We start from the raw sequence: 24,447 nt of genomic DNA, 5'->3' as shown, positions 1-24,447 counted from the left end.
TTATCTGCAAGTATTACACGATGAAAACATCAAGAATATTATGCAATATATCTTGTTTGCCTTAGATACAAAACTGATATAAATTTATGAGTAGATAAAAAAATAAGAATATAAAGAGCTATATGTAGCTAGCGTGAATATAAAAATGATTATTTAAGCAGTTGTAGTTTAATGCTTACAACATAATCAGTTTACGGAACTATATCGATACAAAAATGTAATGTACATTGATTTAGTCAGCTTTGAAGGTGGAAAGGAGTTCTACGCCAGAGTTGGTCAAAAGAAAAAAGGAAAGGAAGGTCCGAGAAAAAAAGTTTGAAAAGCACAACCATATAAGCCCGATTTATGTAGGATGCAAATTTCGGGCTTAGCTTTTTTATGATCACTTGTGATGTATTTAATAAATGCTATTCCAGCCATTTGGACGTGTTTTAAATCGTCTGTGAAACCACATATATTGAGTCGGTGCAATACGTAATTGACGTTCAATAATGAGGTTCGTTAATGTGGCATCTGCTAATTCATCATCACTTGGGAAGCTTTGGAGTACAGGTTCGATTAAAATTTTATATTTTGGATTACGAATATCACCATCACGATAAAAATAAAGTGGAATAGCATCCGCTTTTGTCATTTTGAGCAAACGTCTATGTGCGGTTACCGTGGCAGCAGGAACACCAAAAAATGGAGCCATTACTCCTTGTTTTAAGCCGAAGTCTTGATCTGGACTATACCAAATCGCACGACCATTTTTTAAATGACGAATCAAACCTCGCATATCATCATGATCGATTTGATGAGTATAAATTGTTGCACGACAACGATAGATAAGCATATCGAGTAAAGGGTTGTTTTGCGGACGATAGACAACATCTGGATCAAAATATTGTGCGCAGGCATATCCTCCAGCATCAAGTAATGTGGAATGTGTACCTAATAGTAAGACACCTTTACCTTGCGCTTGTGCTTTTTGAAGATGTGCTAAGCCTTCAATTTCCACACGTCCTTTAAACCACTTTGGGCAATACCATGCATTTAATGTTTCAAATACACCCAGTATTTGATCAATAAATACGTGTTCGGCATTTTGATAGATTTGTTCTTGAGACCATTCAGGAAAACAAACTTCTAAATTACGTAATGTTGTTTTTCGTCGAGACTTTAAACGTTTAAAAGAGAAACGACCCAATGATGTTGCAAGACGATATTGAACGCACCAAGGTAATATTGCCAGAATCATCAGGAAGATAATGCCAATCCAGATCCCCCAGTATTGAGGTAGCAAAAAAGACCATTGAAACTCACCGGGTTGATATTCTGGTTTTTGACTCATAGGGTTTGTTCATTCCTTAATTATTATCAGTTTATCAGTATTTTTTATGAAATAAAAAGCATCTACATATGAGTATGTAGATGCTTTTTAAAAGGTTTATGCTTTTGTTAGATTCTCTAAGGTATCCCAACGATCTAACTTTTCAAGTAAAAGCTCTTCAATTTCTAAAAGGCGTTCGGATGCTTTTGTCGCTGCATCCGCATTTTGAATAAACCATGAACCATCAGCAAGTTTGTTGGTTAGCTCAGTTTGTTCAGCTTCTAAAGATTCAATTTCAGCAGGTAAACTATCTAACTCACGTTGATCTTTATAACTTAACTTGGCTTTTTTTGGCACAATAGCAGCCTCAGCTTTCGCGAGTGCTTTTTTAACATCACTTTTTTGATCTACAACAGTTTGGTCTGGACGTTGTTCTAAATAGTCTTGGTATCCACCAATATATTCATCAATATTGCCTTTTCCATCAAAGACCCAAGTTGATGTGACGACATTATCCATAAATGCACGGTCATGTGAAATCAAAAGTAATGTACCTTTGTAGCCGCCAAGCATCTCTTCAAGTAACTCTAAGGTCACCATATCTAGATCATTCGTTGGCTCATCCATGACAATTAAGTTAGATGGTTTCAGTAATAGTTTTGCCAATAGAATACGATTACGTTCACCACCAGATAATGCTTTTACAGGTGTTCGAGCACGTTCTGGTGAAAACAAGAAATCTTGTAAATAGCTATAAATATGACGACGGTGACCATTTACATCAACATGATCTGAACCTTCTGAAACGTTATCTTTTACCGTTTTTTCAAGATCAAGTGCATTGCGCAACTGATCAAAATAGGCAACTTCGAGTTGTGTTCCTGTTTTGACTGAACCAGTATGTTCAAGTTCACCAAGAATAGCTTTAATTAGGGTAGTTTTTCCTACGCCATTATCACCGACTAAACCAATACGGTCACCACGAAGGACTAAGGCAGAGAAATCTTTAATGATTGGTGCATTGTCACCAAAAGCAACACTGAGGTTTTCAATGTCAAAGACTAATTTGCCTGAGCGATTGGCATCTTGAGTTGCCATGCTTACTTTACCTTGTTGTGAACGACGTGCTTTAGATTGTTCACGTAACTCTTTAAGTGCTCGAACTCGTCCTTCATTACGGGTACGACGCGCTTTAATTCCTTGGCGAATCCAGACTTCTTCCTCAGCTAAACGCTTATCGAATAAAGCATTTTGCTTTTCTTCAGCTTCCATTTGTTGTGCTTTAAGGTCTAAATAGCGTGAATAGTTACCCTCGTAACTTCGTAAAGTTCCACGATCTAGTTCAACAATACGAGTGGCAATGCTATCTACAAATGAACGGTCATGAGAAATAAATAAAAGTGTTAAATTATTTTGATCGAGCAAGAACTTTTCAAGCCATTCAATACTTTCAACATCTAAGTGGTTAGTTGGTTCATCCAGAAGTAATACATCAGGTTGAGTAAGAAGCGCACGAGCCAAAAGTACACGGCGTTTACGACCACCAGATAAGTCGGCTAAATCTGCATCTGGATCTAAGCTCATTTTACTAAGAATAGAGTTAACTTTGGTTTCTAATGCCCAACCATCAAACTGATCCATTTTATGCTGCAAGTGACCCATACGATCACATGCTTCCATATCACCAAGCACACAGGCATCGCTTGCTTCATGATAAGCGCGTAATACTTCAGCTGCTTCTCCCGCACCATCTGCTACAATATCAGAAACTTTTCCTGAATCCATGGGTACATCTTGTGCAAGCATGGAGATTGTGATGCCATTTTGTAGTGAAACTTCACCTGCATCTGGCAGTAAACTACCGTCAATGAGTTTAAGTAAGGTAGACTTACCTTCACCATTTCGGCCGATTAAACACACTCTTTCGCCACGTTCTAAGTTAAAATTCGCGCCGTCGAGTAAGGCAGGTCCGCCAAAAGCAAGTTGGACATCCCTTAACGTAATATAGGCCATATTGGTTTCCTAAAATCTCAAGTGAGGACTTAAAATGACTAAACAAAATATAAATGATCAGGCGTCATTTTCCGCACCTATTGAAGATTTGCAAGTGCGAATTGCTTTTTTAGATGAATTAGTTGATCAATTAAATATACAAGTGGTTCAGCAAAGTGTGGAAATAGCTGATTTAAAAAGACAAATGCAGTTTTTGTATCAACGCGTAGATTCTGCAGATTTATCGGAGGGAATTGAAGTATTTGATCCGTTGACAAATATTCCACCACATTATTAAAAGTTAAATACCCCAAACCTAGCTGTTTAATGTATTTTTACTGCCACTTTATTGAAATAGTCATTCTATGTATCCCAAAGTTATTTTATTTGATTTAGAAAAAAATGTTCCAACGGCTCAATTTTTTCGAGAAATATTGGAACATTATTCAGTTATTTATTTATTTAATTGTTCTGGAAAGTTTGAATATAACTTAGAAGATTTAACTGAGTTTTCGAGTTGGATGAGTAGTGGACAAATCACTATTTTGGAAACACCTAAAATTGCTCAAAAAGAATATGAGTATGCGATGCTTGTAGGTCAATTATTGGCTTTACTTGAGCCAACTACGCATGTTGAAGTTATTTCTGCGATGGAAAGTAGTTTGATGCTTGTTTCTATGTTACAGGAGTCAAATATTTCGAGTCACTTAATTCAAACAGATATTTTAAGTGAAAAGCGATCAGCGAAAATTAAAATTCCAAATGTTGAAAAAATTATAAATAGTCCAGACTTACGACATGTTAAGCAGTATTGTGATACTTTGATTCATATGAAAGGAAAGCCTAATAAGCTAGAAAAATTAAAAAACTCTATCGGGAATATTTTAAAATTAGATGCAAGAGAAGTACAAAAAATTGTTGGGATGTTAATTAATTTAGGAATAATTAAAAAACTTGATCAGCAAATTATCATCCGTAAAAAAGTATTGAAACAATGGCAGGAACTTGATTTAACGCATCCAAAACAACTTGATAACAAAACGCCCTATTTTTCAATACATGAAAGTTTAAAAATACAAAGCCATAATAGTGAAAAAATAGTACAGCAAAATGATCATGACGATGCATTATTAAAAAATTTTGCGTTAATTGATCCAGTTCAAATGGAAGTGATTAAAAAGCTCCATAGCTTAAAGTCTGAAAAACCCAAAGATATTTATGCTTTGCGAGATTTATTAGAGCAAATGTTTCCTAAATCAGATGTGCGTTTATTACTCAAAGAATTGATCGAAAAAGGATATATTTATTGGAATGGACATGAAATTTTGTATAGTCATGAAATGTTTTTGAATTAATTTTATTATTCAAACTTGCGTTTTATATTCAGCTTATGCAACTCTAATATAAGAAAAGATAGGTTGTACTATGGAAAATACTGGAATTTGGGTTGCAGTCATCATTGTAATTTTTGTTTTAGGCTCAATCTTTGGTTTGCGTGTCAGTCCAAGAGAAAAAGCGTTAGGACTTATGCGTGATAAAGCAAGAAAGATTGGATTGCATCCAAGATTGGTAAAAGCACCAGATTGGACAAAAATTCCAATGGCATCTGAAGACCGTGCCAGTATGGTTGCGTATTATAGTATTTTATTGCCAAATGCTCAGCTTCCATTAATGCGAACGCTGGTCATCGATCAAAAACTACAATTGGTACATGGTAATGAGAAATTTAACAATTTGCCGATTGAGTTAAAAGGTATATATGCTATTGATATGCAAGCAAACTGTGTTGGGCTTTATTGGGATGAAGGGGTAGATTTAAGAGCATCTCAGTTAGACGACATGAAAGCATTTTTGAATTCATTGGCTAAAATTTAATTTACACAGGATTAATAGTTAATTATGGCGAACGCTCCTCGATCCACATCCAAAAGCACTACAGCAAATTCCTCAGATGCTGGAAATAAGCGTGCCCTAGTGATTGTGGAGTCGCCTGCAAAAGCGAAAACGATCAACAAATATCTAGGTTCGCAGTATATTGTAAAATCTTCGGTGGGTCATGTTCGTGATTTACCAACAGGTGGCTCCAAGAATGCAGAAAAAAAACCTGCAACTCGTACTAAACTGACGGAAGAACAAAAAGCAGAAAAAGCACAATCGGCACTAATTAATCGGATGGGCGTTGATCCAGAACATGATTGGAAAGCAAAGTACGAAGTGCTACCTGGTAAAGAAAACGTTGTTGCAGAACTGAAAAAGCTTGCTTCGCAGGTAGATGAAGTCTATCTCGCAACGGATTTAGACCGTGAAGGAGAAGCGATTGCTTGGCACTTAAAAGAAGTGATTGGTGGTGATGATTCACGCTATCAACGCGTTGTTTTTAATGAAATTACTAAAAATGCAATTCAAGAAGCATTTAAACATCCTGCACGTTTAGATACCAATAAAGTTAATGCACAACAAGCACGTCGATTTTTAGATCGTGTGGTTGGGTTTATGATTTCCCCTTTGCTGTGGGAAAAAATTGCACGAGGCTTATCGGCAGGGCGTGTCCAGTCTGTTGCCGTTAAACTTGTGGTAGAGCGTGAACGTGACATTCGTGCCTTTGTTCCTGAAGAATATTGGCAGGTTTTTGCAGATACTCAAGCCACAAAAGAAGAAATTCGCTTAGAGGCAGTCAAGCAAAATGGTAAGACGTTAAAGCTTCGGAATAAAGCGGAAACAGATGCTTTATTAAAACTGATTCAAGATACTGAATATAAAGTTTCAGCACGTGAAGATAAGCCCACAAAGGTCAATCCAAGTGCTCCGTACATTACTTCAACCTTGCAACAAGCAGCCAGTACACGATTGGGTTTTTCTGTAAAGAAAACAATGATGTTGGCACAGCGACTGTATGAAGCAGGTTATATTACCTATATGCGTACAGACTCAACTTTTTTAAGTGATGATGCAGTCAATATGGTACGTCATCATATTGAAGAAGAATTTGGTTCAAAATATTTACCTGCAAAACCAAATCGTTATGGAAATAAAGCTGGTGCACAAGAAGCCCATGAAGCGATTCGCCCATCTAATGTTGCATTAAAAGGCGATAGCTTGGTTGGAGCGGAACGTGATGCACAGCGTTTATATGATCTTATTTGGCGTCAATTTGTCGCATGTCAAATGACCTCTGCAGAATATTTATCTTCAACAATTTTAGTAAATGCTAATGGGGTAGAGCTAAAAGCAAAAGGTCGAACGTTAGTTTTTGATGGTTTTACACGTGTACGTGGACAAAATAAGTCTGATGATGATGTATTATTACCTGCAGTCAAAGTTGGTGAAGTGCTTCAGTTGATCAAATTAGATCCATCTCAACATTTTACTAAGCCGCCAGCACGTTTTACCGAAGCATCGTTAGTGAAAGAATTAGAAAAGCGTGGAATTGGTCGACCATCTACCTATGCAGCTATTATTTCAACGATTCAAGATCGAGGTTATGTAAAGCTTGAAAACCGTCGTCTTTTTGCAGAAAAGATGGGCGAAATTGTGACCGATCGATTAGATGAAAGTTTCAGTAATCTCATGAATTATGATTTTACTGCAGATCTTGAAGGACAGTTAGATAAAGTTGCAGAAGGTGAGCGAAACTGGAAAGAATTACTCGATAGTTTCTATGGTGATTTTAAAAAACGTTTAACAAATGCACAAGGCGAACACGGCATGCGTCGTAATCAGCCAGTGGAAGTTGATGCTGTACATTGTAAAGAATGTGAGCGTCCAATGCAGATTAGAACAGGGACAACAGGCGTATTTTTAGGATGTTCAGGTTATAACTTGCCACCGAAAGAACGCTGTAAAGGCACGTTAAACTTAACACCAGTAGAATCACTGGCAGTATTATCGGATGATGATGGTGCAGAAACAGCTGATTTGATGTCGAAAAAACGTTGTCCAATTTGTGAAACTGCAATGGATAGCTATGTCATTGATGGTGGACGTAAATTACATATTTGTGGAAATAACCCAGATTGTCATGGTTTTGAATTAGAAGAAGGTGAGTTCAAAATCAAAGGGTATGATGGGCCAACCATTCCATGTGATAAATGTGATGGTGAAATGCAACTAAAAACAGGTCGTTTTGGTCCATATTTCGCTTGTTCAAATTGTGATAATACTCGTAAAGTTTTGAAAAATGGTCAACCTGCGCCGCCACGAGTAGAACCTATTAAAATGGAACATTTACGCTCTACTAAGCATGATGACTTCTTTGTACTTCGTGATGGTGCTGCTGGTTTATTTTTAGCTGCAAGTAAATTTCCTAAAGTCCGTGAGACACGTGCACCTAAAGTTGCCGAACTACGTTCTGTTGCAGATCAAATTGATCCGAAATATCAATTTATTTTGCAAGCACCAGATGCCGATCCAGAAGGAAATCCAACCTTAGTGAAGTTTAGTCGCAAGAATCAAACTCAATATATTGGCTCTGAAACACCTGAAGGTAAGCAAACAAAATGGAGTTTGCATTATCAAGATGGAAAATGGACTGATGCGTAAATAATGTAATTTCATACTTTAAAAAATGCTCACTTTGGTGAGCATTTTTTATATGATGAGCTATTATTTCTTATTCATATAAATCGAAATTTTATGCATGATTACTATTCTCTCTGTGGTTGTCCCTTGTGTTTTCCTGTTTAAAATAAATGCTTGAAAATCAAGCAGTCATTTTAAATCATGAATATACTGAATTTAAATGGTGTTGTTTGGTGTGGAGGTCAATAAGTTGGTTATTTTTTCGAATCAGAGACAAGTTTATGATTTTGTTTCGAAAAACTTTATTATGCATAAGCCTGAGAGTTTATTAATTGTAAATAAATATAGAGAAATATCTAGTTGGGAAAACTGTGAAATATATTTTTATTTAAATTTAAGATATTAAATTCCCCTAATTGAGTTATGCTTAAGATAGAGTAAAGCTTCAACTCAATAATATATAAATAAAGCAACATAAAATTTTGATTTATATATTAATATGAAAGAAATAGCGAGATAAAGTGAGAACAAAATGAAAACTGTGGGGAATGATTTAGTTCGTCATCAATTACATGAAAATCGTAAATGGTACTTAGCATTAGGAATATTATTAACGTTATTTGGTATCATTTTACTGGTTTCATTACCTTTAGCTACATTATCAGCCATTCTTATTTTTGGTGTGTTAATGATGGTTGGTGGTGTAATACATGTCATCGCAGGCTTTAAAATATTTTCAGGTGGCTTCCGATTATTATGGTTACTTTTTGGTATTTTATATTTTATCGCAGGTTATTATGCCTTTGCTACGCCAGTTAAAACGGCTGTGGTATTAACGGATATCTTGGCGATATTTTTAGTGATTGCTGGTTTTGTTAGAATTATTAATGCTGTGATGTTTAGAGCTATACAAGGCTGGGGTTGGACTTTATTTTCTGGAATTTTGACTTTAATTGCAGGGATTGTCATTTTGCAAACACCAGATGCGCCTTTTTGGGTGTTGGGTCTATTTCTGGCAATGGATATTTTATTTCAGGGTATTAACTATTTATCTTTAGCATCATATATTAAACGTGATGTTCCAAAAAGTTCTGCAGATTAAGAGCAATTAAAAAGGGGCTATTTAGCCTCTTTTTTATGTAAAAAATAAGTGAAAACATTGAAAAGTACGATGAATAAAATATTTATACTTGCGCCAGATTCCTTTAAAGAAAGTATGAGTGCTGAACAAGCCTGTTTTGCTATGCAGCGCGGTATACAGCGAGTTTTTCCAACAGCAATGTGTATGCATGTTCCAATGGCTGACGGGGGAGAGGGAACAGTCGATGCTTTGGTTCATATATTAGATGGAAAAAAAATAGCATGTGTGGTTGAAGGACCATTACCCGATCAAAGCGTTAAAACTTATTTTGGTTTATTTGATAATGGGCGAACCGCAGTTATTGAGATGGCAAAAGCCAATGGCATTCATTTGATTGAAAAATCTCAAAGAAATCCATTGCATACCTCAACCTATGGCACAGGGCAAATGATCAAAGCTGCCTTAGACTTGGGGGTAGATAAAATTATCATGGGTTTGGGTGGGAGTGTAACGAATGATGCGGGTAGTGGGATGGCGCAAGCATTAGGTGTTAAGTTTTTAAATGCTAATGGTTCTGAACTTAAAGTGTGCGGTGGAAATTTAAATCACATTCAGCGGATTGACATGTCGGGTTTAGATGTGCGTTTAAATGACGTAGAAATTTTAGTTGCATCTGATGTCATAAATCCTTTATGTGGTAAAAATGGGGCTTCGGCCATTTTTGGACCTCAAAAAGGGGCAACCCCTGAAATGGTTAAACTGCTAGATGACAACTTAAGTTATTTTGCAAACTTAGTTCACAATATAATCAATATTGATTATCAAAATAGGATGGGTGCTGGCGCTGCAGGTGGTTTGGGCTTTGCTTTAATGGCATTTATTCATGCAACAATTCAATCAGGCGCAAAATTAATGATTGAATTAACACAGTTGAATCAAAAAGTGTCCCAAGCTGATTATGTATTTACAGGAGAAGGTTGTATTGATTTTCAAACAAAATTGGGTAAGACTCCATGGGCTGTAGCACAAGTGGCAAAACAATTTAATAAGCCTGTCATTGCTTTTGCAGGACATATTGGAAATGAGATTGAGCCTTTATATGATGAGGGATTTACTCAAATTATTTCGATTAATGAAGGGTTTTATGATTTAGAAAAAGCACTTAAAAATGCTGAAGAAAACTTGGAAAAAAGCGTGTATTCTTTTTTAAGAACAATTAAATAAAAATGAGAACAGGTTTATGGAAGATGCAATTCATTTTAATGGTCTTTTTATTTTTCTAAGTATTTTAATCCTCTTATTCTGTGCTTTTTGTTTATTTATCTTTATAACATTTAAAAATAAAAAAATAGACAATTTTGAAATCACCAAACATAAAAAAATGATGGTGCAATTTGGATTCTGATCATGCTGATTGGTGGAATGGTGTACTGTTTATATAAAATAGCAGAATATTCATCATAGAAAAATTCAACGCTACGAAAGAATGGTAGCTCTGTTAAAATAGTTCTTCCATATGAATGATGAGATGTTATGAGTTTAGCCAGCCTAATTGATGAATTGAACCCTCAACAACAACAAGCAGCCACAACAGAAGTAAAACATAGTTTGGTACTTGCTGGGGCAGGCTGTGGTAAAACAAAAACCATTGTGGCGCGTGCCGCATATTTAATTGAACAAGGCATTCCTGCCAATCAAATACAAATTTTAACTTTCACTCGCCGTGCTGCAAGTGAAATTGTGGCACGTGTTGAGCTTGCATTGGGTGAACAAGCCAAAGGTTTACGTGCATCTACTTTTCATACATTTTGTATGTATTTGCTACGTCGTATTCCAAAGGCATTCGGTTTGGAACAATTTTCAATTATTGATCGAGACGACCAACTCATGATGTTTCGTCTGATACGTGGTAAGGACGATAAAAAGAACCCAAGTCAATTACCAAAGCCACAAGAATTATGTGATTTATATTCTTTTGCAAGAAATACACGACAAAATTTGAGTCGTGCTTTAGAAAAACAAATGCCAGAATTTTTAGCAATGAAAGATCTTATTGCTGAGATGATGAAAGAATATGAAGTACGAAAAAAAGCACGTAGTTTTTTAGATTATGATGATATTTTGGCAATTGTTGCTCAGGCTTTAGCGGAGTCTGAAGGGCTAGTTGACTACGTAGCAGGTATTTGTCAACATATGTTGGTGGATGAAATGCAAGATACTAATCCGCTACAATGGGCATTATTAGAGCCATTGAAAGATCGAATTCATTTATTTTGTGTTGGCGATGATGCGCAATCGATTTATGGATTTCGTGGTGCAGATTTTGAGAATATTCATCATTTTAAAGAGCGTGTACCAGAGGCTCAGATCTTTAAATTAGAAAAAAATTATCGCTCTACGCAAGAAATTTTAGATTTATCGAATTGGTTGTTAGATGAAAGTGAAATTAAATACGATAAAAAATTAGAAGCTTATCGTGGTGAAGGAATTAAACCTAAGCTTCATATTTTTCCAAATGAATTTGATGAAGCAAAGTGGATTGCCATTGATATTAAGGAGCGACATTTTCTAGCAGGAGACAAATGGAATGATCATATGGTGCTAGTACGCTCAAGCTTTGCAGCACGACATATTGAAGCTGCATTTATTCAGGCAAGCGTCCCTTATCGGTTTATTGGTGGCTTAAAATTGCTTGAAACTGCTCATGTAAAGGATTTAGTGAGCTTATTACGTGTGATTGCCAATCCGCTCGATGATATTGCTTGGATGCGCTTTCTAACACTATGGAATGGTGTAGGTGATGTCGGTGCAAGTCGCTTAGCACAGCAATTATTACTTGAATCGGATATGGACAAAATTGCAGAAAAGTTGGAACAATTTGGTAAAATTCCACAACAAGCAATTTTAATGATGAAACAGATGATGGTTATTCGTCATGAAGTTAAAGCATGTGTAAGCTTGGCAATTCAGTCGATTTCAGACCAGTTGGCTGAAAATTACAAAAAAGATTGGCATAGACGTCAGCATGATTTTGAGTTGGTCAAACAATTGGCAAGTAAACATGATCAGCTTAGTGAGTTTTTGGAAGCATATGTATTAGATCCTGTATCTATTTCGGAAATAGAACGTCAGACCGATACAGACATTGTAACAATTATTACCATTCATTCAGCGAAAGGCACAGAGCAAAAAGTATGTTATGTGGCGAATGTTTCAGCAGGACAATATCCACATGCACGTGCACAGGGTAATTTTGACGAAGTTGAGGAAGAGCGGCGCGTTTTATATGTTGCTCTTACTCGTGCGAAGAATGAACTTATTTTAACCAAGCAAAACCTAAACATTTGGGCACAAAATATTGTTGATGAGCAAGGTCGTAAGGTAGAGAGTTATTTTTTGAATCATCTCACACGTGATTTATGTACATCAGAAACGCATTATAAAACTCGACAACAAACAGTCAAAAGCGCTTTAATTGAACGGAAGTCGATAAATTTAGATTTTGGTATCGATCTCGATTAAACTAGCCACTAAGATGTTGATGTGCAAAAAGTAGTGTAGGCAAGTGCTTTTTGATGTGTTTTGCCTATTTTAAGGTTAGAAAATGAAAATTTTAGTTCGTAATTTAGAACGTACAGTGACTGAAGCTGAATTACTGGAATTATTTAAGCAATATGGAACAGTCGAGTCATGCACTTTGGTGTTAGATGTAGAAACTGGAAAATCGAAAGGTTTTTGCTTTGTAGAAATGCCACATGGGCGTGAAGCAGTAAAGGCGATTAAAGGTTTAAATACACTTCGTTTGCATGGTACTGGTATTCGTGTCAAGCAGGTTGAAAATAAACCAGAAGCATAATAAAAAGGAGCATTTGCTCCTTTTTATTTTTTAAATTGATGCAGTTTATGATGATGGCACTATTCAGATAGTGTTTATTGGCTTATTGGTATGATCGCAAGAAGAAAAATTTATATTATTGATCCTGATTATTTATAAATATGATTGCGTATTCAAAGGGAATCAGTTTACGCTGTAGAGATTCATGCTGAGGAAATTTTTCATGTCACGTGTTGCACGCTTTCATGCAGATCGCACCAATCAAAAATTATATTTTGCACGCTTATCTTGTCAACAAGCTGAGCAAGCAGAGCATCTTCAACAAGTGCAAGCACACCGTGAGGCAGCAGTATTTCATCTGAATGGTGCTATATTGGCTTTTTTACAGGAATTAGTGCGTTATTATCGTTTAAATGACAGTACTCCAACCTTAAAGTCGATTGAAGAATTAATGACACAAAAGGGACAGGTTTCTCCTGAAATTTCAATTTTACAACAATTGGCGAAAGAGGGGTTTATTGCAGAACTAAAGCGTGCATATCGACTGTGTCAATATACACCAGAACCAAGTTCGCCCGAACCAGAAGATGAAACTTCATCTCATTTAATTATTAAAGTGACCCAAACTCCACAGGCATGGTTGCCTGACGTGAAAATAATACGTGAGTGGCACCATGATTTAACGCAATTGATTGATGGTTTTAGAAATGAAATGGTTGAGTTTTAACCATTATGTTTGAAGGCTTGAAATTTTTATTTTAAACCTCATTTACTTAAAGGTAAGCAATACAAAGTGCAAAAGCCTTTGTTATCATGTTTGACATGGAGGACTTATGTCAATCGAGCGGTTAAAAGAACTATTTGGTAATCAAGAAGCAATTTTAGAATTGGTTCAACTTGAAAGTGGAGAACTGGCTTTGCGTAATGCTGGGTCTGAAACAGAACCTTTAGTTACTATCCAGTTTAATGAGGAAGTTCGTACCTTACTCGGTGAAAATACACCTCTAGTTGCGCAAAGTATGATTCAAGCAGCACTTGTTGGATTGCTAGAAAAACAAGTGAATGAGTGGCAAGCGGAAGTTGTAGATGAAAAGCCAAAATTTATGAGTTGATTCTTTAGAATTTAATAAAAAACGCACCTAATGTGCGTTTTTTATTTTTAAATAGTTTGTTTGAAACCATTAGTGAGTTGGTGATTGGTGATGTGCAATTTGAATTTGGTTCAAAATATGATTTGACATATTTTTTGCCATTTCTTCTTTGGCGTAATAAACATCACCCACTTGTTCACTGCGAATAATTTCAGCCTCTTCTTTGCTTTCAGCACAGACAAGCACTTGAATTTCTGGATTTAAAGTTTTTGCAGTATCGACAATCTTGTGAATATCTAGAATATCCATAGGTGATAATACCAATAAGCGTGCATGTTGTATGTGAGCTTGAATGAGAACACCAGGTTCAGTTGCAATTCCAGACACTGCGGCAATACCATTTTCACGAAGACGTTCTACAATTTCACGATTTTCTTCAGCAATAACCACCTTAATGCCATCAGCCATGAGCGCATTTGTAATGCGACGTCCGACTTCACCATGCCCGACAATAACAACCTGATCACGTAAATAATCTTGTGACACTTCATCAGGTAACATAGCAAGAGGGTCGCCACTACGTTCCAGTAAGCGAGCCAAGTAAGAGCGTTCTCTAATCCAGACTTGAATAGGTTCAATCGCTGAGAAAATGAAAGTATTGAGTGTGATTGATATTAAAGCACCCGCGAGAATGAGATTTTGACCTTCAATAGAAAGAAGATTCAACGACACACCAAGTGTTGCGAGAATAAAGGAAAATTCTCCAATTTGTGCCAAACTCGCACCCACTGTTAATGCAGTATTGAGTGGATATCGGAAGAAAAGTACCAATGCGATAGCAGCAAGTGTTTTACCAATCATAATAATGGCGACAACTGCCAAGACATGTAAAGGTTCTTCAATCAATATAATTGGATCAAAGAGCATCCCGACAGCGACGAAAAATAAGATTGAAAAAATTTCGCGTAAAGGAAGGGTTTCTTCTTCTGCTCGATGACTAAAATCAGATTCTTTGACCACCATGCCAGCAAAGAATGCACCTAAAGCCATCGATACGCCAAAAACTTTATAGGCGCCAAAAGCAATAGAAACAGCCGCAGCAACAACCGTTAGTGTGAAAAGCTCACGAGAACCTAAGCGAGCAACAATCTGCATAATTTTTGGAACTAAGCGTTTTCCAATAATAAGCATAAATGCAATGAAGCCTGCTACTTTGAGTAGTGTCATACCTAAAGTCAGCCAGATATTTTCATCCCCACTACTGTCACTCAGTGCTGTACCACCGAGTAACACTGCGGTGGCAGGTAGTAAGACTAGAACCAAGACCATAACAAGATCTTCAACAAGCAACCAACCTACAGCAATTTTACCGTTAACTGAGTCAAGTAACCCTCGGTCACCTAAAGCTTTGAGTAAGACAACAGTACTAGCACAAGAAAGGCTTAAACCAAAAACCAGCGCTGAACCAAAACTCCAGCCCCACATCATCGTGACACCAACCCCGAGTAAGGTTGCTACAGCAATTTGTAGAATAGCGCCAGGTAACGCAATGCGGCGAACTTGCATTAAATCACCTAGTGAAAAATGCATCCCCACGCCAAACATTAAGAACATAACACCTAATTCAGCAAGTTGATTGGCAAGATGAATATCTCCAACAACACCTGGGGTATTAGGGCTAATGAGCATGCCTGCAACTAAATAACCAATTAAGGGGGGGAGACGTAAGCGTGCAGCAATATAGCCAAAAATAAGGGCTAATCCGAAACCAACAGCAAGCAATATAATGAGTTCTACATCATGCGGCACTAAAAACTCCTTAAGCATGAGTTAAGGGTGAAAATAAGCACAGAACGTGCTAAGAAAAGAGAAAATGGGTCATAAAAATCTACCCTTATATGATTTAAATAGATAAGGGATAAAAATGACTGTTTGATGACCTGTAATTAGAGATTTTAACAAGTCATCAAAAAAAATGTAAAAAAAAACGACCAAAAGGTCGTGTTTTTTCAAAAAACTAAAATTATTTAATTTTAGCTTCTTTAAAGATTACGTGCTGGCGAATTTTTGGATCAAATTTTTTGATTTCCATTTTTTCCGGCATAGTACGTTTGTTCTTAGTAGTGGTATAGAAATAACCTGTACCAGCTGAAGAAACTAAGCGAATCTTATCACGCATTGTCCTGACTCCTTACTTAGATCTTTTGACCTTGAGCACGAAGGTCAGCAACAACCTTTTCAATGCCCAATTTGTCAATAATACGCATACCTTTAGTGGTTAGGCGAAGACGTACGAAACGTTTTTCGCTTTCTAACCAGAAACGGTGGTGATGCAGGTTCGGCTCGAACCGGCGCTTAGTTTTGTTGTTGGCGTGTGAGACGTTGTTACCAACGACTGGACGCTTGCCGGTAACTTGGCAAACCTTAGACATGGTGTAACTCCATTGATTTAGCCAACAGCAAATCTGTATGGCCAGTCAAAAATAAACGGATTGAATTCATTCAAGGGGCGTTTTATATCAAAAATACGCTTAAAAGACAAGCGATTTTACATAAAACAAGACATGAAGCTGTGCGATAGATCATGCCTTGATCAGTTATCGAAGTAGAGTCTTAGAAATGAATCGATGTATTGGCTTATCAAACGGTGGGAGAATGAACTTTAGGCTATATAGCTTAGGATTCGACATCATAGACCGTTCATGAGACAAACTAAAGAAACCTTCTGGACCATGGTATTTCCCCATGCCTGATGCTCCAATGCCACCAAAAGGTAAATCATCTTGAGCGACATGCGTCAATACTGTATTTATTCCGAAATGTCCTGAATGGGTACGCTGTGCAATATAATCTGCACGCGCCTGATCAAAGTCGAAGTAGTATAATGCAAGTGGACGTGGACGGCTATTAATAAAGTCGATGACATCGTCTATTTGATTATATTCTATTATCGGCAGGAGAGGACCAAAGATCTCATTTTGCATAATATCCATATCAGGTGTTATGCCTGTTAAGACTGTTGGTGCAATTTTACGATTCAAAGAGACATCTTCATTGAGTGGATTAAACTCAATAATTTTTGCACCTTGTTCTCTTGCATTATCGAGATAACCTTGTAAACGACGATATTGTTTGTCATTAACAATAGACGTGTAATCTTGATTATTTAAGAGGCTTGGATACATTTCATGCACAAAGAAATCGTAATGTTCTAAAAATTCTTGTGTGCGACCTTTGGGCAAGAACATGTAGTCAGGAGCCACACAGGTTTGACCAGCATTCCATAATTTGCCGACAGCAATACGCTGGGCAACATCTTGCATATCACTTGATTCATGAACCAGCACTGGAGATTTACCTCCCAATTCTAAAATCACAGGAACCAAGTTTTCTGCTGCCGCAGCCATGACTGTCTTGCCAACATTTGTTGACCCAGTGAAAATCATTTTATCAAAAGCTAAATGCGAAAAGTCATCTGAAATTTTACCGCCACCATTAATCACAGTGACTAATTCTTGTGGGAAGGCTTCTGCAATGACATTTTCAAGGACACGACCAAAATGAGCAGATGCACTTGATATTTTAATCATGGCATGGTTTCCTGCCGCAAGTGCACAAATCAATGGCCCCACTGAAAGTAATAGTGGATAATTCCATGGAGCAATAATACCAATCACGCCTAAAGGTTGATATTCGACCCATCCTTTAGCAGGTTGATGAATCATACCAATATGACGTTTAGAGGGTTTCATCCAGTTGGTAATATTTTTACTATAATATTTGATATGCTCAAGGCAGGTGAGTAGTTCACCTATTTTAGTTTCACTGATCGAACGATTTCCATAATCTTGATTAATTGCTTCGGCCATTTCATCTTGATATTTAACTAAAACACGTTTTAATCGTGCTAATCGGTCAATACGTTCTTTTGCAGTGGGTGTTGGATAGCGTTGGTAGGCAAATTTTTGTAATGTTAAAATTTCGTGCAACCGTTGCTCATTTGTCGAAGCGAAAGTCATAGAATTCATATTTGTTTGAATATTCATGGCATATTACCATTTAATACATGCTAATATATCTTTTTTTAGAGTATTTACTCTAACTAGTCAAGTTGCTTTATTTATTCGGTGTGCTAACACTTTTAAAGAATGGTTCATTCATGTCACATTCAAAGACGGTTAAAACGAAAGAGCGAATCTTACAGTTGAGTTTGCAATTGTTTAATGAACGGGGGGAGCGTGCCGTAACCACCAATCATATTGCAGCAGAACTTGGGATGAGTCCTGGAAACCTATATTATCATTTTCGCAATAAAAATGAGATCATTAAAGAGCTCATGGAGCAGTACCAGCATGAAACGTTAAACATGCTTGAATTGCCAGAAGATCGGTCACTCGATGCTAATGATAAAATTCGATATTTTCAGGTACTGAGTAGTCAACTATGGGCATATCGGTTTTTACATAGAGATGTGTATCATTTGGTTGAAAATAATGAAGATTTTCGGAAAATGTACCCAAAGTTTTCTGCTCAGGTAATGAAGCAAGGGCAAAAAATTTATAAAGCATTTGTCAATGCTGGCTTAATGCAAATGACCGATTCAGAAATTGAAGCCTTAACAATTAATTTATGGATTGTATTAACCAATTGGACCAACTTTCTATATATGTCGGGGCATATTACAGACTCGAACACTTTAGAAGATAAATGGTTGTGGCAAGCTTTACGTCAAATGGTGTTTTTAGAAGGGGCTTATTTACGAGGTACGAGTCGACAGACTTACGAAGAATTATTAGCGAGTTTTGGTCCGTCCGAATTATTTACTCGAATTTCTCCATCGAAAATCAATAGTTCTGAATAAGACTATTTAGAAAGCGAATAAAACCAGTTAGAATGTTCGGCTTATTTTAAATGAATAGATTAGTGACATTAACAAAATGAATATGACGACTGCAAATACTGCGCGCTTACTCATTACTTGTGAAGATCGACCAGGTATTGTGCAAGCTGTATCGAGCTTTTTGTATCATCAAGGGGCAAATATTACTGCACTTGATCAATATGCAACGGAAGCTCAGGGCGGGCGTTATTTCATGCGTGTTGAGTTTGAGTTAGATAACCTTCAAAGCCGCAAAGAAAACTTAACGCAAACATTTTCTTCGAATGTTGCTGAGCGCTATGAGATGACTTGGCGTTTGGCGTTAGTGAGTGACGTTAAAAAAGTTGGAATTTTAGTTTCTAAGGTGGATCATGCACTTTTGGAGCTCTTGTGGCGTCATGCACGGGGTGGATTGCCATGTGAAATTACCAAAGTGATTTCTAATCATGAGACATTGCGTGAATCTGTAGAAAACTTTGGCATTCCATTTGAAGTGGTTGCGGTCAATAAAGACAATAAACGTGAAGCTTATGCAAAAATTGATGAAATGATGCAAGGAAGCGATTTGTTGGTACTTGCTCGTTATATGCAAATTCTAGATGAAGAGTTTGTCGCAAAATGGGAAATGAAAGTCATCAATATTCATCATTCCTTCTTACCTGCTTTTGTTGGTGCAAATCCTTATAAGCAAGCGTATGAAAAAGGCGTTAAATTGATTGGTGCCACTGCACATTATGTCACCGCAGATTTAGACCAAGGGCCAATTATTGAGCAAGATGTAGAGCGTGTAAATCATGATTTCACGGTTGATCAATTAAGAGAGTTGGGTCAAGACGTAGAAAGAAATGTTTTAGCTCGTGCTGTAAAATGGCATTTAGAAGACCGTATTATTGTGGATGGCAATAAAACAGTAGTCTTTCAGTAAATTTATTGACTAAAGAAAAAGCATACTTCAAGTATGCTTTTTTTATGTTCATTCAAAAAAGCCATAAAAATATCATAATTAATAGTTGCAAATGAAAACACTTCTCATTTATCATTGCGCATACTTTAATAGTACGAACCGATGCATTTAATTGTTTATTCTATACGAGCGTAGACGATAAATTTATCAAGGTAATAGATTTTAATGAGCATATCTTCAGCCCCAATGATGCCGAATTTTACACCAATGAAAAAGAAAGTTATTGCCGTCATTGCCGCAGTAATCATTGGGCATACTGGTGTGATGTGGGCGCTTAATCATATGAAAGCTCCCGAATTAAGACCTATTGAAAAAGAACCGCTTAAAGTTCGGTTTGTAAAAATTCAGGAGCCACCTAAACCTGCGCCACCTGAACCTAAGGCTGAACCAAAGAAAGAAAAGCCAAAACCGAAAGAAGTTCAGATTGTAGAAAAACCATTACCGCCACCCCCTAAAAAGGTTGAAAAGGTTCAGCAAGTTAAAAAAGCTGAGGCGCCAAAACCTGTGGTGAAACCGGTCGATACTCCTGTTCAAACACCTGTAGTGACCACAACAGTATCTGAAACTAAAGTTCCAAAAGTAGAACCAACACCAGTAGCGGCACCTCCTGCACCAGAAGTACCTGCTGCACCTGCATCGCCTAAGACAGTTTCAGTTGGCGGTTCTGGTGTGCAATGGAGTCGTTCACCAAAACCAACATATACCAATAATGACTTACAAGGTCAGAACCGTACAGTTGTTATTTTGATAGAAGCAGATGAAAAAGGTTCGATTACAAGTGCTCGAATTACACGTTCGAGTGGTGTATCTACTTTAGATGAAAAGATTTTACGCGCAGTGCGTAGTGCAAAATTCAAACCATATAAAGAAAATGGCATTGCTTACGCTATTAAAGCAGAACAACCATTTGATTTAACGTTGAATAAATAACGGCTAATTTTTATTTAGGAGTTCGAGTATGAACTTTTCAGTTTATTGGCAACATGCTGATGCAGTCAGTAAAACACTGTATTTCGTGTTATTAGCAATGTCGATTGCAACTTGGACAATCGTAATCTTGCGATTAATAGGCACACGCCAACTGAAACAACAAGCTTATGCTCAATTATCAACAGCATTGCAAACTTTAAAAGCAAAATTAACCCCTTTGTCTTTTGAACAACGTAAGGCTGTTGCTGAGCAGGCACTTTTGCGTCAAATTGCGCTTGAAAAATCTTCAGCAGAAAAAGGTGTATCTGTTCTGGGTACAATTGCATCTCTTGCACCTTTTGTGGGTTTATTTGGTACGGTCTGGGGGATTTTCCATGCACTGGTTGCTGTTGGGAAGAGTGGACAAGCTGGTTTAGCACAAGTTGCAACACCTGTTGGTGAAGCACTTATCATGACAGGGTTTGGTTTGGCGGTCGCAATTCCTGCGGTTATTGCTTATAACATTTGTATGCGTTATAACCGAACTTTATCAAATGAACTGCAAGATCATGCGCATAGCTTGTTAATTGATACGATGTTACAGCAAGATTCATCTGTTCAAAAATCGGATGTTAAATCGACTCAAGAAGGTTTAGTTGGAGGTCAAGCTTAATGGCTTTTCAATTGGGTGAAGACAACGATAGTGGTATGAATGAGATGAATCTCATTCCTCTTATCGACATTATGTTGGTATTGATGATCATCTTTTTGGTGACTGCAACCGTTGCCAACCCATCGATTCCATTAACATTGCCACAAACTGCTGCTGAAATTATTGACCAACCACCCAAGGTGATTACTGTCAGTATCAATGCGAATAATGAAGTCGCTTGGGATGATAAAATGATTACTCTTGATGAGTTAAGAACTCAGCTTAAAGAAGCGGGTCAAGAATCACAAAAACCAACCATACAGCTTCGTGCAGATAAAGAAGCAAAATATGATACTGTTGCACAAGTGATGTCACATGCGAGTGAAGCCGGACTCAGTGATATTGCATTTGTGAGCGATAATTAAAATTTAAAAAATATTAAAGCGACTCAAAAGAGTCGCTTTTTTTCGCTCATTTTTTAGTGTTTGCGAAATTGATCAGGGGTCATATGCATCCAACGTTTAAACATATTAATAAATGCCGAAGCATTTGCATAACCTAAATCGAGTGCAATACTTTCAATTTTTCGACCTTCATTGAGCATCGAAATTGCCTTGATGACTTTTAAACGCTGACGCCATTCATGTAAAGACATGCCGAGTTCCTTTTGGCAATACCTTGCTAAGGTGCGCTCTGTCATATTGTTGAGAAATGCCAATTGAGCTAAAGAGCTTTGATCTGCGGGATATTGATGTAGATAATCTAATATTTTTTTAAGTCTTTCATGATTGGAATGCGGTAAATAGCTACGGATCAATGGTGCTGTATGTAATTGATCAAGTAATACCTGTAGGAGACGTAGATATTCAGGTTCATTTGTTGACTCTAAGTCACGCTTAAGGTGGATTAATATGGCATTTACTAGAGGGGAAGTGAGGAGAGTGCCTGCGTGTTGAGGAAGTCGAGTGCATAAGCTTTCATGTACATAAAAAGTGACGGATGAAACGCAAGTTCGGTTAAATCCACTATGTTTTAAGTGAGGCGGTAACCAAATGCCATAGGGCGGAGGTGTGAGGTAATTATGCTGCTCTATATTAATTTCCATTACGCCATTAAAGGCGTAAATAAACTCACCCCATGCATGTCCATGTATTGGATAAAGGGAAAGTGCGGGTGCATCTCTGAAGGTAATGTGTAGAGGTGCAACCAACTGATTTGTCGTAGGAAGCTGTTGGAGCTGGCTTTGATCGTAACTGCGGTTTTTCCCCATCGTGAAAATGCCTGAATTTAATCATGATTTGTCTGTTTTGAAGTATATATTTTATTTATGCCACTATTATAGTAAATATTAAATTAATGATTGAGTAAATAGTGTGGAATTACGCAAACCGCTGGATATACAAGCATCAAGTTTGATGATTGTATTGTGCATGATTTGGGGAATACAGCAGGTCGTGATTAAAATAGCGGCCACGGATATTTCTCCAATGATGCAAATTGCAATACGTTCAGGCTTGGCGGCTCTATTGGTATTTCCACTAATACAAAGAAATCAATGGAAAAACTTATATGCGAAAGAATATTTATTACCAGGAATGGGCTTAGCCACTTTTTTTGCCATTGAATATGTGTTTGTGGCGGAAGCATTGCGTTATACATCAGCCGCTCATACCGTAGTTTTACTTTACACCGCACCTATTTTTGTTGCTTTAGGGCTAAACTGGAAATTACCTTCAGAAAAATTAACATATATTCAGTGGGGTGGAATTTTTATTGCCTTTTTAGGGATAGTTTTGTCTTTTGTACGGTCAGATCATGTATCTAATGCTGGATTTGATCAAATGCTCCTCGGTGATTTTTTCGCACTTTTGGGCGGTGTGATGTGGGCATTTACCACCATTACGTTACGTCTAACTCGGCTTTCGGAAGTTGCACCGACTCAAATTCTATTTTATCAATTATTGGGTGCATTTATTATTTTACTTCCAATGACTTATGTTTTAGAGCAAACCGTGATTCATTGGTCAAATACGGCAATTTGGAGTATGGTTTTTCAGGTTGTTGTAATCTCATTGTTGAGTTTGATGGCATGGTTCTGGTTGCTAAAAAACTATTTGGCTAATTCTCTGGGAGTATTTTCATTTCTTACCCCAGTTTTTGGTGTACTTTTCGGTATTATATTTTTGGGTGAGAAAATTGAACTTAACTTTATTTTTGGCTCTATGATGGTGATGTTGGGGATTTTGATTATGAGTTTACATAAATGGATTAGACGAATATTTCGTTTTTCTAAGCCTGTATGTTAGGTCTAATAGATGGTGATACGTAAAAAATATACAGGACTGGGGCTCTTATCAATTTTAATTTGGGCAAGCTTGGTTTCTATTGTCAAACTTGTGACTGATATGCTGACACCATTATCGGGTATTGCACTTATTTATAGTTTTAGTGCCTTTACAATACTGGTAATTAATCAATTTCCCACGATTTCAGAAATCCCTAAAGCATATTTATACGGCTGTGGTGCTTTATTTGTTGCATATGAAGTTTTATTTTTAATTGCTATCGCACTTTCGCATAACTATGAAGATGTACTGATCATTGCCATGATTAATTATCTTTGGCCACCAATTACCATTTTATTTGCAATTTTAGCAAGACAATTGACCTTTCATTGGATGGTTATTTTAGGATTCTTTATCTCGGTAGTGGGCTTATTGCTGGTTGTAAATCCAAGAATTTTAGAAATAAGTACATTTATTGATATTCTTTTACGTAATCCAAAAGCCTATGGTTTTGCTTTTTTAGGCGCATTGCTTTGGCCTTGTTATAGTGTATTAACAAAGAAATATGCTCAGGGTTTTAATGCAGTTCCCTTATTTTTTCTTATTACAGCACTTACTCTATGGTGTTTGCATTTTATTTTTGATGATGTCTTTATTATGCCAAGTTGGCGTTTATGGATCGTAATTATTGTAGTAGGAGGGTTAATTGGAATTGCCTACAATAATTGGAATCAGAGTATTCAATTTGGGAATATACAAATACTTATTTTAGCAACGTATTTTATGCCCATTTTGTCATCATTTATGACGATGTTAATTTTAAATGTAATACCTTCCGTCTATTTTTGGTTCGGTAGTCTTTTGGTATCAATTGGAGCACTTATTTGTTGGAAGTTTACGCGTGTAAATAATCAAGCCCTATAAGAAGG

At 36.9% G+C, this 24,447-nt stretch carries 24 protein-coding genes; 17 read left to right on the top strand and 7 right to left on the bottom strand.

The features are described 5' to 3' along the window. Window positions 1-397 precede the first annotated feature (397 nt). Complete coding sequence (locus B9T31_RS10875; RefSeq protein ID WP_086181985.1) at window positions 398-1,333, bottom strand: lauroyl acyltransferase; 936 nt, start codon at window positions 1,331-1,333, stop codon at window positions 398-400. Window positions 1,334-1,429: 96 nt separating this feature from the next. Beyond that, entirely contained in the window at window positions 1,430-3,325 is a 1,896-nt protein-coding gene (locus B9T31_RS10870) for an ATP-binding cassette domain-containing protein (RefSeq protein ID WP_086181984.1), read from the bottom strand. 34 nt (window positions 3,326-3,359) lie between these two features. Between B9T31_RS10870 and B9T31_RS10865 the strand changes: the two genes are divergently transcribed. The 10 genes from B9T31_RS10865 to B9T31_RS10820 all read left to right on the top strand — a co-directional run bounded on the left by B9T31_RS10865 (window position 3,360) and on the right by B9T31_RS10820 (window position 13,850). Next, window positions 3,360-3,602 (top strand): SlyX family protein, encoded by a 243-nt coding sequence (locus B9T31_RS10865; RefSeq protein ID WP_086181983.1) that lies wholly within the window; start codon window positions 3,360-3,362, stop codon window positions 3,600-3,602. Window positions 3,603-3,669: 67 nt separating this feature from the next. After that, on the top strand, window positions 3,670-4,659 hold the full coding sequence (locus tag B9T31_RS10860; protein ID WP_086181982.1) for a hypothetical protein: 990 nt from the start codon (window positions 3,670-3,672) through the stop codon (window positions 4,657-4,659). 70 nt (window positions 4,660-4,729) lie between these two features. Continuing rightward, on the top strand, window positions 4,730-5,179 hold the full coding sequence (locus B9T31_RS10855; protein WP_086181981.1) for an ammonium transporter: 450 nt from the start codon (window positions 4,730-4,732) through the stop codon (window positions 5,177-5,179). Between the two features lie 24 nt (window positions 5,180-5,203). Continuing rightward, window positions 5,204-7,843, top strand: coding sequence for a type I DNA topoisomerase (gene topA / locus B9T31_RS10850; RefSeq protein WP_086181980.1), 2,640 nt, complete (start codon window positions 5,204-5,206; stop codon window positions 7,841-7,843). 511 nt (window positions 7,844-8,354) lie between these two features. Next, window positions 8,355-8,924 carry an HdeD family acid-resistance protein gene (locus B9T31_RS10845; RefSeq protein ID WP_086181979.1) on the top strand — a complete coding sequence of 190 codons (570 nt, stop codon included), beginning with the start codon at window positions 8,355-8,357 and terminating at the stop codon, window positions 8,922-8,924. 69 nt (window positions 8,925-8,993) lie between these two features. After that, entirely contained in the window at window positions 8,994-10,127 is a 1,134-nt protein-coding gene (locus B9T31_RS10840; RefSeq protein WP_086181978.1) for a glycerate kinase, read from the top strand. A 309-nt stretch (window positions 10,128-10,436) separates the two neighbouring features. After that, window positions 10,437-12,425, top strand: coding sequence for an ATP-dependent helicase (locus tag B9T31_RS10835; protein ID WP_086181977.1), 1,989 nt, complete (start codon window positions 10,437-10,439; stop codon window positions 12,423-12,425). Between the two features lie 82 nt (window positions 12,426-12,507). Further along, window positions 12,508-12,759, top strand: a complete 252-nt coding sequence (locus B9T31_RS10830) for an RNA recognition motif domain-containing protein (RefSeq protein ID WP_086181976.1) — start codon at window positions 12,508-12,510, stop codon at window positions 12,757-12,759. A gap of 202 nt (window positions 12,760-12,961) precedes the next feature. Continuing rightward, entirely contained in the window at window positions 12,962-13,465 is a 504-nt protein-coding gene (locus B9T31_RS10825) for a DUF6586 family protein (RefSeq protein WP_086181975.1), read from the top strand. A 106-nt stretch (window positions 13,466-13,571) separates the two neighbouring features. Beyond that, entirely contained in the window at window positions 13,572-13,850 is a 279-nt protein-coding gene (locus B9T31_RS10820; protein ID WP_086181974.1) for a hypothetical protein, read from the top strand. A gap of 69 nt (window positions 13,851-13,919) precedes the next feature. Here B9T31_RS10820 and B9T31_RS10815 read toward each other — a convergent pair whose 3' ends face one another. The 4 genes from B9T31_RS10815 to B9T31_RS10800 all read right to left on the bottom strand — a co-directional run bounded on the left by B9T31_RS10815 (window position 13,920) and on the right by B9T31_RS10800 (window position 17,875). Beyond that, the gene (locus B9T31_RS10815; protein ID WP_086181973.1) at window positions 13,920-15,638 is read right to left on the bottom strand and encodes a cation:proton antiporter; all 1,719 of its coding nucleotides are present in this window, start codon (window positions 15,636-15,638) and stop codon (window positions 13,920-13,922) included. Between the two features lie 214 nt (window positions 15,639-15,852). After that, window positions 15,853-16,008, bottom strand: a complete 156-nt coding sequence (gene rpmG, locus B9T31_RS10810; RefSeq protein WP_001205031.1) for a 50S ribosomal protein L33 — start codon at window positions 16,006-16,008, stop codon at window positions 15,853-15,855. Between the two features lie 16 nt (window positions 16,009-16,024). Continuing rightward, window positions 16,025-16,261, bottom strand: coding sequence for a 50S ribosomal protein L28 (gene rpmB / locus B9T31_RS10805; protein WP_000048256.1), 237 nt, complete (start codon window positions 16,259-16,261; stop codon window positions 16,025-16,027). A 165-nt stretch (window positions 16,262-16,426) separates the two neighbouring features. Continuing rightward, complete coding sequence (locus B9T31_RS10800) at window positions 16,427-17,875, bottom strand: coniferyl aldehyde dehydrogenase (RefSeq protein WP_086181972.1); 1,449 nt, start codon at window positions 17,873-17,875, stop codon at window positions 16,427-16,429. Window positions 17,876-17,988: 113 nt separating this feature from the next. On the opposite strand from B9T31_RS10800, the gene B9T31_RS10795 reads away from it, so the two are divergent. The 5 genes from B9T31_RS10795 to B9T31_RS10775 all read left to right on the top strand — a co-directional run bounded on the left by B9T31_RS10795 (window position 17,989) and on the right by B9T31_RS10775 (window position 21,658). Beyond that, the gene (locus B9T31_RS10795; protein WP_086181971.1) at window positions 17,989-18,690 is read left to right on the top strand and encodes a TetR/AcrR family transcriptional regulator; all 702 of its coding nucleotides are present in this window, start codon (window positions 17,989-17,991) and stop codon (window positions 18,688-18,690) included. A gap of 76 nt (window positions 18,691-18,766) precedes the next feature. Continuing rightward, complete coding sequence (purU, locus tag B9T31_RS10790; protein ID WP_086181970.1) at window positions 18,767-19,633, top strand: formyltetrahydrofolate deformylase; 867 nt, start codon at window positions 18,767-18,769, stop codon at window positions 19,631-19,633. Window positions 19,634-19,837: 204 nt separating this feature from the next. Then, window positions 19,838-20,602 carry an energy transducer TonB gene (locus tag B9T31_RS10785; RefSeq protein ID WP_086181969.1) on the top strand — a complete coding sequence of 255 codons (765 nt, stop codon included), beginning with the start codon at window positions 19,838-19,840 and terminating at the stop codon, window positions 20,600-20,602. Between the two features lie 28 nt (window positions 20,603-20,630). Continuing rightward, on the top strand, window positions 20,631-21,254 hold the full coding sequence (locus B9T31_RS10780) for a MotA/TolQ/ExbB proton channel family protein (protein WP_086181968.1): 624 nt from the start codon (window positions 20,631-20,633) through the stop codon (window positions 21,252-21,254). Further along, window positions 21,254-21,658 (top strand): ExbD/TolR family protein, encoded by a 405-nt coding sequence (locus tag B9T31_RS10775; protein WP_086181967.1) that lies wholly within the window; start codon window positions 21,254-21,256, stop codon window positions 21,656-21,658. Before B9T31_RS10780 ends, B9T31_RS10775 begins: the two co-directional genes overlap by 1 nt. 53 nt (window positions 21,659-21,711) lie before the next feature. Here the strand turns inward: B9T31_RS10775 and B9T31_RS10770 are convergent, their stop codons facing one another. Then, window positions 21,712-22,503 carry an AraC family transcriptional regulator gene (locus B9T31_RS10770; RefSeq protein ID WP_086181966.1) on the bottom strand — a complete coding sequence of 264 codons (792 nt, stop codon included), beginning with the start codon at window positions 22,501-22,503 and terminating at the stop codon, window positions 21,712-21,714. A gap of 103 nt (window positions 22,504-22,606) precedes the next feature. Here B9T31_RS10770 and B9T31_RS10765 point away from each other — a divergent pair, with 103 nt between their 5' ends. After that, complete coding sequence (locus tag B9T31_RS10765) at window positions 22,607-23,539, top strand: DMT family transporter (protein WP_171264740.1); 933 nt, start codon at window positions 22,607-22,609, stop codon at window positions 23,537-23,539. 9 nt (window positions 23,540-23,548) lie between these two features. Continuing rightward, on the top strand, window positions 23,549-24,442 hold the full coding sequence (yddG, locus tag B9T31_RS10760; RefSeq protein ID WP_086181965.1) for an aromatic amino acid DMT transporter YddG: 894 nt from the start codon (window positions 23,549-23,551) through the stop codon (window positions 24,440-24,442). Window positions 24,443-24,447 lie beyond the last annotated feature (5 nt).

The organism is Acinetobacter sp. ANC 4558 (genome assembly GCF_002135375.1).
Taxonomy (GTDB): Bacteria; Pseudomonadota; Gammaproteobacteria; order Pseudomonadales; family Moraxellaceae; genus Acinetobacter.
The sequence above is the reverse complement of the archived record's forward strand: the minus strand, read 5'-3'. Positions and strand labels throughout refer to the sequence as shown.

What these genes read in the sequence shown, in the direction of transcription:
- topA (WP_086181980.1), top strand. Translation starts at nt 5,204, where the DNA reads ATGGCGAACGCTCCTCGATCCACATCCAAAAGCACTACAGCAAATTCC.
- B9T31_RS10795 (WP_086181971.1), top strand. Translation starts at nt 17,989, where the DNA reads ATGTCACATTCAAAGACGGTTAAAACGAAAGAGCGAATCTTACAGTTG.
- B9T31_RS10825 (WP_086181975.1), top strand. Translation starts at nt 12,962, where the DNA reads ATGTCACGTGTTGCACGCTTTCATGCAGATCGCACCAATCAAAAATTA.
- B9T31_RS10865 (WP_086181983.1), top strand. Translation starts at nt 3,360, where the DNA reads ATGACTAAACAAAATATAAATGATCAGGCGTCATTTTCCGCACCTATT.
- rpmG (WP_001205031.1), bottom strand. Translation starts at nt 16,008, where the DNA reads ATGCGTGATAAGATTCGCTTAGTTTCTTCAGCTGGTACAGGTTATTTC.
- B9T31_RS10875 (WP_086181985.1), bottom strand. Translation starts at nt 1,333, where the DNA reads ATGAGTCAAAAACCAGAATATCAACCCGGTGAGTTTCAATGGTCTTTT.
- B9T31_RS10835 (WP_086181977.1), top strand. Translation starts at nt 10,437, where the DNA reads ATGAGTTTAGCCAGCCTAATTGATGAATTGAACCCTCAACAACAACAA.
- B9T31_RS10860 (WP_086181982.1), top strand. Translation starts at nt 3,670, where the DNA reads ATGTATCCCAAAGTTATTTTATTTGATTTAGAAAAAAATGTTCCAACG.
- B9T31_RS10845 (WP_086181979.1), top strand. Translation starts at nt 8,355, where the DNA reads ATGAAAACTGTGGGGAATGATTTAGTTCGTCATCAATTACATGAAAAT.
- B9T31_RS10770 (WP_086181966.1), bottom strand. Translation starts at nt 22,503, where the DNA reads ATGGGGAAAAACCGCAGTTACGATCAAAGCCAGCTCCAACAGCTTCCT.
- B9T31_RS10780 (WP_086181968.1), top strand. Translation starts at nt 20,631, where the DNA reads ATGAACTTTTCAGTTTATTGGCAACATGCTGATGCAGTCAGTAAAACA.
- B9T31_RS10785 (WP_086181969.1), top strand. Translation starts at nt 19,838, where the DNA reads ATGAGCATATCTTCAGCCCCAATGATGCCGAATTTTACACCAATGAAA.
- rpmB (WP_000048256.1), bottom strand. Translation starts at nt 16,261, where the DNA reads ATGTCTAAGGTTTGCCAAGTTACCGGCAAGCGTCCAGTCGTTGGTAAC.
- yddG (WP_086181965.1), top strand. Translation starts at nt 23,549, where the DNA reads ATGGTGATACGTAAAAAATATACAGGACTGGGGCTCTTATCAATTTTA.
- B9T31_RS10840 (WP_086181978.1), top strand. Translation starts at nt 8,994, where the DNA reads ATGAATAAAATATTTATACTTGCGCCAGATTCCTTTAAAGAAAGTATG.
- B9T31_RS10775 (WP_086181967.1), top strand. Translation starts at nt 21,254, where the DNA reads ATGGCTTTTCAATTGGGTGAAGACAACGATAGTGGTATGAATGAGATG.
- B9T31_RS10855 (WP_086181981.1), top strand. Translation starts at nt 4,730, where the DNA reads ATGGAAAATACTGGAATTTGGGTTGCAGTCATCATTGTAATTTTTGTT.
- purU (WP_086181970.1), top strand. Translation starts at nt 18,767, where the DNA reads ATGAATATGACGACTGCAAATACTGCGCGCTTACTCATTACTTGTGAA.
- B9T31_RS10870 (WP_086181984.1), bottom strand. Translation starts at nt 3,325, where the DNA reads ATGGCCTATATTACGTTAAGGGATGTCCAACTTGCTTTTGGCGGACCT.
- B9T31_RS10800 (WP_086181972.1), bottom strand. Translation starts at nt 17,875, where the DNA reads ATGAATATTCAAACAAATATGAATTCTATGACTTTCGCTTCGACAAAT.
- B9T31_RS10830 (WP_086181976.1), top strand. Translation starts at nt 12,508, where the DNA reads ATGAAAATTTTAGTTCGTAATTTAGAACGTACAGTGACTGAAGCTGAA.
- B9T31_RS10820 (WP_086181974.1), top strand. Translation starts at nt 13,572, where the DNA reads ATGTCAATCGAGCGGTTAAAAGAACTATTTGGTAATCAAGAAGCAATT.